Annotated in this window: 14 protein-coding genes; 3 read left to right on the forward strand and 11 right to left on the reverse strand. The window is 47.9% G+C overall.

Going from position 1 to position 10,881, the window contains the following annotated elements:
- Nucleotides 1-93: 93 nt before the first annotated feature.
- The 5 genes from QZ323_RS03685 to QZ323_RS03705 form a co-directional block, all read right to left on the reverse strand.
- A complete protein-coding gene (locus tag QZ323_RS03685) occupies nucleotides 94-1,176 on the reverse strand; it encodes an efflux RND transporter periplasmic adaptor subunit (protein ID WP_294632887.1) in 1,083 nt (360 codons plus the stop codon).
- Between the two features lie 106 nt (nucleotides 1,177-1,282).
- Nucleotides 1,283-2,215, reverse strand: a complete 933-nt coding sequence (rsgA, locus tag QZ323_RS03690; protein WP_294632890.1) for a ribosome small subunit-dependent GTPase A — start codon at nucleotides 2,213-2,215, stop codon at nucleotides 1,283-1,285.
- Between the two features lie 107 nt (nucleotides 2,216-2,322).
- Entirely contained in the window at nucleotides 2,323-2,883 is a 561-nt protein-coding gene (frr, locus tag QZ323_RS03695) for a ribosome recycling factor (RefSeq protein ID WP_294632891.1), read from the reverse strand.
- Nucleotides 2,884-3,250: 367 nt separating this feature from the next.
- Nucleotides 3,251-3,961 carry a UMP kinase gene (gene pyrH / locus QZ323_RS03700; protein WP_294632893.1) on the reverse strand — a complete coding sequence of 237 codons (711 nt, stop codon included), beginning with the start codon at nucleotides 3,959-3,961 and terminating at the stop codon, nucleotides 3,251-3,253.
- Nucleotides 3,962-4,309: 348 nt separating this feature from the next.
- A complete protein-coding gene (locus QZ323_RS03705) occupies nucleotides 4,310-5,626 on the reverse strand; it encodes an MATE family efflux transporter (RefSeq protein ID WP_294632897.1) in 1,317 nt (438 codons plus the stop codon).
- A gap of 151 nt (nucleotides 5,627-5,777) precedes the next feature.
- On the opposite strand from QZ323_RS03705, the gene QZ323_RS03710 reads away from it, so the two are divergent.
- Entirely contained in the window at nucleotides 5,778-6,458 is a 681-nt protein-coding gene (locus QZ323_RS03710) for a hypothetical protein (protein WP_294632899.1), read from the forward strand.
- A gap of 22 nt (nucleotides 6,459-6,480) precedes the next feature.
- Here QZ323_RS03710 and QZ323_RS03715 read toward each other — a convergent pair whose 3' ends face one another.
- The 3 genes from QZ323_RS03715 to QZ323_RS03725 all read right to left on the reverse strand — a co-directional run bounded on the left by QZ323_RS03715 (nucleotide 6,481) and on the right by QZ323_RS03725 (nucleotide 8,058).
- Nucleotides 6,481-7,290, reverse strand: coding sequence for a biotin--[acetyl-CoA-carboxylase] ligase (locus QZ323_RS03715; protein WP_294632900.1), 810 nt, complete (start codon nucleotides 7,288-7,290; stop codon nucleotides 6,481-6,483).
- The gene (locus QZ323_RS03720; protein ID WP_294632901.1) at nucleotides 7,274-7,630 is read right to left on the reverse strand and encodes an MmcQ/YjbR family DNA-binding protein; all 357 of its coding nucleotides are present in this window, start codon (nucleotides 7,628-7,630) and stop codon (nucleotides 7,274-7,276) included. The genes QZ323_RS03715 and QZ323_RS03720 overlap by 17 nt, the downstream gene beginning before the upstream one ends.
- 62 nt (nucleotides 7,631-7,692) lie before the next feature.
- Nucleotides 7,693-8,058 (reverse strand): YraN family protein, encoded by a 366-nt coding sequence (locus QZ323_RS03725; protein WP_294632902.1) that lies wholly within the window; start codon nucleotides 8,056-8,058, stop codon nucleotides 7,693-7,695.
- Nucleotides 8,059-8,150: 92 nt separating this feature from the next.
- On the opposite strand from QZ323_RS03725, the gene QZ323_RS03730 reads away from it, so the two are divergent.
- Nucleotides 8,151-8,384: a hypothetical protein gene (locus tag QZ323_RS03730; protein ID WP_294632905.1), complete on the forward strand. Its 234-nt coding sequence runs from the start codon at nucleotides 8,151-8,153 to the stop codon at nucleotides 8,382-8,384.
- A gap of 142 nt (nucleotides 8,385-8,526) precedes the next feature.
- The gene (locus QZ323_RS03735; protein WP_294632907.1) at nucleotides 8,527-8,943 is read left to right on the forward strand and encodes a nucleoside deaminase; all 417 of its coding nucleotides are present in this window, start codon (nucleotides 8,527-8,529) and stop codon (nucleotides 8,941-8,943) included.
- A 5-nt stretch (nucleotides 8,944-8,948) separates the two neighbouring features.
- On the opposite strand, the gene QZ323_RS03740 is transcribed toward QZ323_RS03735, so the two are convergent.
- From QZ323_RS03740 to QZ323_RS03750, 3 genes are all read right to left on the reverse strand, one after another.
- Nucleotides 8,949-9,266: a DUF4834 family protein gene (locus QZ323_RS03740; protein ID WP_294632908.1), complete on the reverse strand. Its 318-nt coding sequence runs from the start codon at nucleotides 9,264-9,266 to the stop codon at nucleotides 8,949-8,951.
- A gap of 68 nt (nucleotides 9,267-9,334) precedes the next feature.
- Nucleotides 9,335-10,033 (reverse strand): CDP-diacylglycerol--serine O-phosphatidyltransferase, encoded by a 699-nt coding sequence (pssA, locus tag QZ323_RS03745; protein WP_294632910.1) that lies wholly within the window; start codon nucleotides 10,031-10,033, stop codon nucleotides 9,335-9,337.
- Between the two features lie 7 nt (nucleotides 10,034-10,040).
- Nucleotides 10,041-10,730, reverse strand: a complete 690-nt coding sequence (locus tag QZ323_RS03750) for a phosphatidylserine decarboxylase family protein (protein ID WP_294632913.1) — start codon at nucleotides 10,728-10,730, stop codon at nucleotides 10,041-10,043.
- Nucleotides 10,731-10,881: the final 151 nt, after the last annotated feature.

Below are 10,881 nucleotides of genomic sequence, written 5' to 3' on the forward strand. Positions count from 1 at the left end.
ATTGACAATTGGGGGTTGATAACTGATGTTTGATAGATAATGGTTGAAGTTGGTAGATGATAGTGCAATTATCTACCAATGATTCTCTATCATCTAATAAATGTTGTCCAGCGTTACAGGCAAGCCGGTACGGAGTTGCAGCGTACCGGAAATGATGATTGTGTCTCCGGCCTGCAGGCCCTGCAACACTTGTGTCTCGGCTTCCGTGCGTATGCCGGCTTGTATTTCTACCGGATGTGCCTTTCCCGCTTTGTAGAGGAATATCTTGTCTTTACCCATTTCCGGTACGATGGCTTCCGAGGGGACGGCAAGTGCGTCAGGGATTTCGTTTTTGCTCAGGCGGATGTCCGCATAGCGGCCCGGCATGACTGTGCCATAGGCGTTAGGATAGAGGGCACGCAAGGTCAGTGTATGGGTACTCGGGTCCATACGGGACTCGCGGGCATATACTTTGGCATGGAATGTCTCGAGTTTGCCTTCCAGTCCGAAGTCGACCCCTGCACCGATTTTCACGTCGTTTGCATAACGCTCGGGAACGGAAAATTCGACTTTCAGCGGAGAGACTTTGGTCAGTTTGGCGACGATGGTAGAAGGTGAGGCATACGTACCGACGCTGACTTGCCGCAAGCCGATGACTCCATCAAACGGAGCGCGCAGTTCGGTTTGCGCGATGTTTGCCTTGATGAGGTCGATGTCGGCGTTGAGGGTTGCCAGTTCGGTTTTCACCTGTTCGTAGGCTTCTTTACTGACGGCATCTCTTTCCAGCAGAGCATTTTGGCGGAACACACGGTCTTCGGCAAGTTTCAGTTGGGCAACGAGCCGTTGCAGTTGGGCTTGCAAGGGACGGTCGTTCACTTTGGCAAGCAGTTGGCCTTTTTTTACCTGACTGCCTTCCTCGAAGTTGATTTCGATGATTTTTCCGGAGGTTTCGAACGAGAGGTCTACCTCTTCATCGGGCAACAGGCTACCACTGATCTTGATTTCATCCTTCAGTAGCTGCGGCTTTATGATTTTGGCATTTACATTTAATATCCTTTTGGTATTGCGGCTTTTGCTCATGGATTTGTCGGCAGCCGCCAGTTCTTTGTTCTCTTTGGGGAGTTGGGAATAAATACCCCCTCCAATCAGTCCGGCACTAATGAAAACAATAATGCCCCATTTTACTTTCTTATTCATGTATTGGTATTAGTATTATGTCAGCACAGTGTTTGACATGAAAGAAAAAGAAAGGTTTAATGAGGCAAGAGTTAAAAAAAGTGATTGAAAAGACTTTAAGCAGCCTCTAATAGGCCGCTCTGTATTTTCCCTCTTCTTTGTCGTCCAGCATATTGAGGTAGGAGGCATAACGCGATTCGCTGATGTAGTGCTCTTCTACGGCTTTCCGCACGGCACAACCCGGTTCTTGCCGATGGGTGCAGTTGCCATAGCGGCAGTCGGCAGCGAAGCGGAAGATTTCAGGGAAATAGTGTCCGATCTCCTCTTCTTCCATGTCGAAAGTGCCGAATCCCTTGATGCCCGGGGTATCGATGAGGTATCCGTCTTCTGCGACGGGAAACATCTCGGAGAACGTGGTCGTATGCATGCCTTTGTTGTGATAGGCGGAGATCTCACCGGTCTTTATCTCTTGCTCTGGCAGGATGGTGTTGATGAGTGTCGATTTGCCTACGCCGGAATGTCCGGAAAAGAGAGTTACCCGTCCGCTCAGCTCTTCCCGGATTTGCGCTACCCCCTCGCCGGTTTTGGCAGAGACCTTGAAGCAAGGGTAACCGATGGTGGTATAGAGATGGATCAGTCCGTCCAGATAGCGAAGTTCGTCCTCGTTGTAGAGGTCAACCTTGTTGAAGAGGATTTTGACGGGCACCCTGTAGGCTTCGGCGGAAGCAAGGAAGCGGTCGATGAACGTGGTGGACGTTTCCGGATAGTTGATGGTTACGATGAGCATGCACTGGTCGAGGTTGGCGGCCAGGATGTGCGATTGTTTGGACAGGTTGGAAGCACGCCGGATGATGTAGTTTTTCCGGTCTTCTATTTCGCTGATGAAGGCCGTGCCTTCCGCGTTGGATATGATTTGTACGTAGTCGCCCACGGCCACCGGATTGGTGCTGCGGATACCTTTCAGGCGGAAATTCCCTTTGACTTTACACTCTACGCATTTCCCTTCGTCGGTCTTCACCAGATACCAACTTCCTGTATTTTTGATTACCAGTCCCCTCAATGTAGTTGAAAATAGAAAGTGGAAAATGGAAAATAGAAGGGTGAAAGCGGAGAGGTGAACATTCCTCATTTTCCATTTTCACCTTTCCATTTTCCATTTCCTATGGATTAAACGGTCATGATTTCTTTGTCTTTTGCAGTCAGCATGTCATCAATCTGCTTGATGTACTTATCATGTATTTTCTGCAACTTCTCTTCGCCGCCCTTCTGTGCGTCTTCTGCCAGGCCGTCTTTCACGGATTTCTTCAGGGCGTCGATGGCGTCTCGACGTGCATTACGCACACTCACTTTGGCTGTTTCACCTTCTGCTTTACACTGCTTGGCGAGTTGTTTGCGTCGTTCTTCAGTCAATGGCGGGATGCCGATACGGATGATTTCACCGTTGTTTTCGGGCATGATACCAAGGCTGGAATCGATGATTGCTTTCTCAATTACCCGGAACATGCTCTTATCCCACGGCTTGATGACGATGCTGCGGGCATCCGGAGTATTGACAGCTGCTACATTGTTGATGGGAACCATGCTTCCGTAAGAGTCTACACGGATGCTGTCCAGCAGGCGGACGTCAGCTTTTCCGGCACGGATGTGGGCCAATGCGTCTTCCAGATACATGATAGCCATATCCATTTTCTCTTGCGATTCGTCTAAGATGTCTTTTACTTCTCTCATATTCTTTGGTTTTGGAATTGTACTATTCGTTACTTCTCTTGTTATTCTGCAAATATAGCTATTAAACTGAGAGCCTCTCTGTTTTTTCTCCTTAAAAGTTTTAAACCTGCTTCTTTTACCCTGTTTTCCGGTGTATCGCTTCGCTATTTTTGGGGTACGACTTTTGCCTCTTTTCTGCACCTGCGCCATGTCCGAACCCTGTCGCGGACGTAGTTTTGAGGTCGTATCTCCGGATAATCTCCGTGTCCTATAGTTTGGAGGAACTATGGAATTGGTATGGACCGGGTACGGAGCAGGTATGGAGAAAACATTAGGCTGTTGTCCGCTCTTGCAGGTAGGGAAGAAACAGAGAAATGCTCGATGAGGCTTAATTGTGTACCAGCGTTCCTATTTCTTCGCCCTGCATCACTTTCTTCAGGTTGCCCACCGTGTCCATGTCGAATACGATGATGGGCAGGTTGTTCTCCTTGCACATGCACGTGGCGGTGAGGTCCATCACTTTCAGGCCGCGTTTTAGTACTTCGTCGTAGGTGATGTGGTCGAATTTCGTGGCAGTGGGGTCTTTCTCCGGGTCGGCGGTATAGATACCGTCCACGCGCGTACCTTTCAGCATGACGTCGGCTTCAATCTCGATGCCACGAAGTGAAGAGCCTGTGTCGGTGGTGAAGAAGGGATTGCCGGTGCCGGCGGACATGATGACCACTTCGCCTGCTTCCATGCAGTCTATGGCTTTCCATTTGCTGTAGAACTCGCCGATCGGTTCCATGCGGACGGCTGTCAGCACGCGTGCCTTGACGCCGGCGGCTACCAGTGCGGAGCTTAATGCCAGACTGTTGATCACTGTGGCGAGCATGCCCATTTGGTCGCCTTTCACGCGGTCGAAGCCTTTGCTTGCACCGCTCAGCCCGCGGAAGATATTGCCACCACCTATCACTATACCTATCTGTACACCCAGCTCGTGGATTTCCTTGATTTGTGCGGCGTATTCGGCGAGGCGTTTTTCATCAATGCCATATTGCTTTTCGCCCATCAGGCTTTCGCCGCTGAGCTTTAAAAGGATTCTTTTATACTTTGCCATACGATATGAATTTTAGTTTTTTTGCAAATATACACTTTCTGCTTGTAAAGAGAGGAGACTGTCTGAATTTTCTTCAAAAAGTTTTCCGTTCTACTTATGTTCAACCACAGTTCAACTATTGTTCCGTTCTTGTTCTGTTTCTGTTCAGTTGCTATTCCGCTCCTGTTCAGTTGTCATTCTGTTCCCATTCCGTCTTCATTTAGTTTCCGTTCGGTTTTCTTCGAGTTTCTTTTCTGTAGGTTTTCCTCTTTTCATTTGCCACATCGTTCGTTGCGTCCTTCATGACAATGAGAAAAAATCCTCAGAGAGAGCCTTCGAAGGGATACCGGACAGAACCGGGGCAGACGTCTAACCTTGATAGAGGATTTTTCGGCTTAAGACTGTCTGCATAATGCCACGGAGGAGTAAGTAAACGATGAAAGCCAGCCATAAAGCGTGATTTCCCATCCATCTGGGTGAAGAGTAATAGACGATAAAGAAGCTGGCAGAGGCGGTCAGCATGGAGTAGAACATCTGTCGGGTGGCAGTGGCACCGATAAATATGCCGTCCCACAGAAAAGCAGCGAAGCCTGCAAACGGAATGGCCAGTATCCAGTAGAAGTAGTTTCCGGCTTCTTGGATGACTGACGTTTCGTTGGTGAGCAATCCTAAAAACGCCTTACCACCGAAGAAGTATAGCAGTGTGAAGCCTGTGGAGAGCCCGATACCCCAGAGAAAAAGTTGGCGGACGGTGCGATGCAGTACGTTCCGGTTGCCTGCACCGATATAATTGCCTGCCAAAGCTTCGCCCGAATAGGCGAAACCGTCCATGACATACGAGAAAAGGGTGAACAGTTGCATCAGCAAGGTATTGACAGCCAGTACCACTTCTCCCCGTGCAGCTCCAGCGGAGGTGAAGAAGAGGGTAACAATGACCAGGCAAAGCGTCCGCAGGAAGATGTCTCGGTTCACTTGGAAGAAGCGTAGCATGGCTTGTTTTTGCAACACATTCCGCCAGGCAACCTTTTCTGTCAGTCCGCCATAGTAGCGCTTCCATAGCATCAGGGCCATCAGAAAGCCGGCGTACTGGGCTGTAAGTGTACCGAAAGCCACTCCTGCCACTTTCATGTGGAGCAGGTAGACGAAACAGAGATTGGCGATGATATTCACTATGTTCTGCGTGATGGCAATGTACATAGGAAAGCGTGAGTTCTGCATGCCGATGAACCATCCCGAGAAGCCATAAAGCCCTAACATGGCAGGAGCTCCCCAAATGCAGATCCGAAAATAGAGTGTAGCCAGTTCTTCCACTTCTTTCGTTGTCTGTATGAAGGTGAATGCCACTTGGCGGATGGGGTACTGTAACGTCAGGAGGCAGGAGGCTATGAACAGTCCCGTGCCAACGGATCGTAGCAATAACCGCGTGACCTCTTCCGTGTCATGCCTGCCGTAGGCTTGTGAGGTCATTCCGCTGGTGCCCATTCGCAGGAAGCCGAAAATCCAGTAGATGATGTTGAACAACATACCTCCTACGGCAATGGCACCGATATAGGCGGCTGCTCCCAGGTGCCCGACGATCGTAACATCGATCAGTCCCAGCAGCGGTACTGTAATGTTTGAGATGATGGAGGGTATGGCTATCTGAAGAATCTTTTTATTGATAATGTTCGAACTTTGGGAAATCATTTTAGGACGTAATTTGTTCTGTTTGTCGGCAAAGGTACTCTTTTTGTTGGGAATGATAAAAGGACATCGGATAATAACCTTTGTAAATGGTGCATAATATTCTAAAAATGAATATATTTGTACGATAAATACTGGATAATATAAATAAGAGATGAGAACCTTAACTTTGCTATTTACATTGATGATGCTTTTCTCCGGTGCACTCTCTGCGCAGACAGCAGGAGAATTGTTGCGGAAAGTATCTGTGGCCTTGTCCAAGGGGCAGGATGACTATGCCGTGAGCTTGTTCCGCCAATCGGCAAATGCCGGCGCTGAGCAGGCGGAGATGTTTTATTTGACCCGCGTGGAAAAGGACAGTCCTGTGGCTCCCCGCCTGGCAAACGAATTGGCTGCATACTACGAACGTAAGCGGAGCTATGATAAGGCTTATTTGTTCTATAGGGAATATCTGCAATATCATCCCGAAGAGATTTCTGCTCTCGTGTCGTGTGCCGGTGTGGAGATGATGCGTGGAAAGGAAAAGGAGGCCATGCGGATTTATGAAAAAGTCTTGTTGCTTGATACCGACAACTTGCAGGCCAATATCTTCCTGGGAAACTATTTCTATTTACAGGCAGAGCGCGACAAGAAGAAGCTGGAAGAAGAGTATAAGAAGATCTCTTCTCCCACCCGAATGCAACACGCACGTTACCGGAACGGGCTTCATGATATCTATTATTATGGCTATGCCAAAGCAAAGGAGTATCTCCAAAAGGTGATGCAGCTTTTTCCTTCGACGGAGGCAGAGAGCTTGTTGCAAAAGATTGCGGTGTTGCAGAAGGAGATGGAGTGATGTCGATGCGTGCCTGGTAGTCTTACAACAGATATTGCACCTCCTTAAACAGATAGCCGCGTTCTCTTCCTTCCCGATCTTCGAGGAAGAAACGTCCGTCTGGTTCCACGCGCAACAGGCGTGCAAGAAATTCTCCCTCCGCATCAGCGTAACGATGAAAGCCTTCCTTGCGGAAAAGGGCGCGGGCATAGCGCCCGGCAATGTTACGGGCGACATCGTCCGCCGGGGAAGCCTGTAGTAAGAGATAGTAGTGTGCTATTCGTTTCATGATATGGGCCAGTATCAGGTAGCGGTCGTGCTCCTGTCCGGTAATCTGCTTCAGAGAGACCGGGTTTGGGGCATCACTTCGGAAAACCTCTTGGTTTATGTTGACACCAATGCCGGCAATGCAGCGCCCGATGTGATGTCCGGCGAGGTCATTCTCTATCAGTATGCCGCAAATCTTCTTTTCGTGCCAGTAGATATCGTTCGGCCATTTGATGGAAATGTCTTCCGTCCATTCGTCCAGTTCTTCTTTGATGGAGAGGGAAATGAACTGGGAGAGGAGGAACTGGCGGCGGACTTCGACGAAGGTGGGATAGAGCACGAAGCTGAACGTAAGGTTACGGTAATCTTCCGATTCCCAACTGTTGCCACGTTGCCCCTTCCCGGCGGTCTGGCGTTCGGCAATGACCGTAGTGAATTCTTTGACGGCAGCTTCCTGCTCGTTGCAAAGTTGGGACAGGTAATTGTTTGTAGAGCCTGTTTCAGGCAGTACGATCAGTGGAACAGGAAACCCGGAGGGGGTAGCAGTCCGTTCCGTTGTTTGCTTTGTGTCAGGGCAGGGCATCATATTCGGCGCGTTTCTTTTTGGTGAACTTCTTTAATACTTCCTCGTAGGCATGGTCGATGAGGCTTTTTATCAGTTTGTCGTCCGCATCGCCGTCCAGCAGAATCTGGTTCCAGTACTTCTTGTTGAAGTGGTAGGCTCCCTCGATGGAGGCGTATTGCTCGCGTAGCTCCAGCGCATATTCCGGATCACACTTCATGCTGAGTTTGTTGGCGCTTTCCAAGTCAATCAGTACAAACATCTTATCCATCACTTTCATCACAAGCGAATATTCATCGAACGGAAGGCATTCCGTTACAGCTTTCTTGGCGAGACAATACTCGCGGGCGGTTTCTATATCCATTGCATTCTTGTTTATAATTTCCGTATGGCCTGTCTTCAGGCGGAGGCAGGGAGAGGCTTCGGTCAGAACATCGGTGGGTAAAATGCATCCTCGATGTGTTCAATCTCGAATGCCCCCATGCTACCTACCACCGTAATGATGTCGAATCGGACAGGTAGGTCTATGCCGAAATGTTTGATGTAGGCATCAGCGGCTACTACGATATGGCGTATTTTCTGCCAGTTGACCGCTTCTTGCGGTTCGATATATTCCGTATTACTCCGCGTTTTTACTTCTATTATGACCAGTTGTTCGTCTTTGACTGCCACTATGTCCAGTTCCAGACGATTCTTCCGCCAGTTACGGTGAAGGATGTCATATCCTTTACGTTCCAGATATTCTGCTACGGCATCTTCTCCAGCTTTTCCGAGTGTATTGTGTGCAGCCATGCCTATGATTTGTTCTTATTTTATTGTTTCTATGCAAAAATACGCTTTTTCTGCTTTGTAATTACAAAAGGAAAGCTAATTTTGCAGGAGATATGAGGAAAAGAGACAAAACGTGTGCGAAATCAACGTCCGAAGCCCCCAAACGTAAACAGCGTATGGTATGCCTGATGAGCGAGGAGGAGTTGAAGATTGTGGATCGTTATCTTGAGAAGTATAAGATAACGAACAAGTCGCGCTGGCTTCGTGAAACGATTCTCATGTTTATTTATAAGAATATGGAAGAAGATTATCCCACTCTTTTCGGCGAGCACGATATGAGAAGGTGAATCTGTTCGGGAATTCTTTCTGAAAACAAGTCGGAGGAAAACTATCCGAAGCCCTTCAAAAGAGAACTAGGAACCGTTCAGACACATGCCGACGGAATAATCAAAAATAGAAGGAGGAGAAAACTTGGACGATAGTTTTTATATGAAGCAAGCGCTTCAGGAAGCGCGTGAAGCCGCCGGACGCGGAGAAGTGCCGGTAGGGGCAGTTGTTGTATGCAAAGATCGTATTATTGCACGTGCCCACAACCTGACTGAAACATTGACGGACGTGACAGCCCATGCTGAAATGCAGGCTATTACTGCCGCCGCTTCCACGCTGGGCGGGAAATACCTCAACGAATGTACGTTGTATGTTACGGTTGAACCTTGCGTGATGTGTGCCGGTGCCATTGGTTGGTCGCAATTGGGACGCCTTGTTTTTGGAGCAGAAGATGAGAAGCGGGGATATCAGCGTTATGCGCCGCAGGCCCTGCATCCGAAGACGGTAGTGGTGAAAGGTATGCTTGCCGACGATTGTGCAGCGCTGATGAAAGATTTCTTTGCAGCAAAGCGGCGCTGATAAGGCTATTCTCTGACCTCTTCAAAGTCTACATACTCTCCTTCATCCTTGGCAATGAATTTCTTACGCTTTCTGTGCGTGCCGTTTCCGTAAAAGGAAGTTTCGTCGTCGGTCGTTTGTGATGCATTGTCCTGCTGCCGATTGCCCGAGAATGAATATCCTTTGGATGATTGGGATTGGCTACTTCTTTGCTGATAGGTGTCGGAGTTTGTACGTTGCCTCCCTATTCCGAAGATACTTCGGAGGAGAGTTCCAATCAGGCTTAGTCCGGTGACCAGGACAAAGACCATGATAATAAACAAGAATCCTAAGAAATGAAACATGGGCTAATCAATTTTTATATTTGTTCGTCATTTCGAATGATAGTACAACAAACGTGCCAGAATTTTGTTTAGAGTTTCTTTCGTACAAGCCAGCACAAAATGATATACCAGCCGATAACAGCTGAAAGTCCCACGAAAATCAATAAAGGAAGACTGACGATCAAGAACAGATACCGGATTTTATTTTCTTCCCAAGAGAAGTTCTTCAACTTGAAAGCGAACATGGGGAACTCGGATACCAGCAACAAGGCGAATAGAACAATGCCTATCAGTACCCCGTACAATACTATCCCCCCTTGTATCAGCCAGTCGTGATACTGTGCCGCTGCAGCCGCCCAAAACAAGGTGTTGGCAGGAGTGTTCAGCCCTATAAAAGAACTGCTTTGGCGTTCGTCAACGTTGAACTTGGCCAGTCGTAACGCTGAGAATATTGCTATGAGAAAAGCAAAATAGGGAACATACTCCTGAAAACCATTCATCCAGTCGGGATAAACCGTCTCACGCAACAGAGAGAATAAGATAAGCGAGGGAGCTACGCCAAAACTGACATCGTCAGCAAGCGAGTCCAATTCCTTACCGATGGAAGAAGGTGCATGTAGCAGTCGCGCCGACATACCGTCGAAGAAATCGAATACCGCACTAATGATGATGAAAGTGAGTGCCCACTCATATTTGAATTCAAATGCCATAACGCATGCGATGCAACCACAGAACAGGTTCATGCATGTCAGTGTATTAGGTATGTGGCGGGTAATACAGTTAGCCATTGTTTCGTTATTTTAATTTGGCTATCACGGTTTGGTTTCCGGTAGTGTTTTGTCCCAGTTTCACCAGTACTTCGCTACCCAGCGGGAGGTAAACATCTACGCGGGAGCCAAACTTGATGAAACCCATGTGTTCGTCGATGTAACATTCTTCGCCCGGTTCGGCATATGTGACAATACGGCGTGCCATAGCGCCGGCAATTTGGCGTGCCATAACTTCTACGCCTTCGGGAGTTTCGATGACCACCATCGAACGTTCGTTGTCTGTACTGGCTTTCGGCAACCAGGCTTTCATGAACTTACCGTTCTGGTGCGCCACCTTCTTTATGGTTCCGTCTACCGGATACCAATTGGCATGTACGTTGATAACGCTCATGAAGATGGATATCATGAGACGCCGATCGTGGAAATACTCATTTTCTTCCACCTCTTCTATTACCACTATCTTGCCGTCGGCAGGTGCCACCACTATCTTTTCAGTATCTTCTTGTCCGAATAGACGGATCGGGCAACGGAAGAAGTTTACCAGCATTGCATATAGGAGAACGCTGATTGTAGCTATAATATAGAAAGGTAGCTTCCATTCCAATCCCAAGTATAGGGCGGAGTTTATGATTAACAGCAACAAGAAGCTGCTTGCCAGTGTATGTGTACCTTCACGGTGAATTCGTATCTTTTTCAGTTTCTTTAGTCGACTCATGCGTGTATTGCTTTATTCTTTGGGAATAGAAATTATCTGCAAAAATAGACTTATTTTGAAAATCAAACAAACATTTGACTGTAGAAATGCAGATGTTGATAACTTTTAGTGAAATATTTTTGTTAGGTCTTATATAGGTTGTACTTTTATG

The organism is uncultured Bacteroides sp. (assembly GCF_910585845.1).
GTDB lineage: Bacteria > Bacteroidota > Bacteroidia > Bacteroidales > Bacteroidaceae > Bacteroides.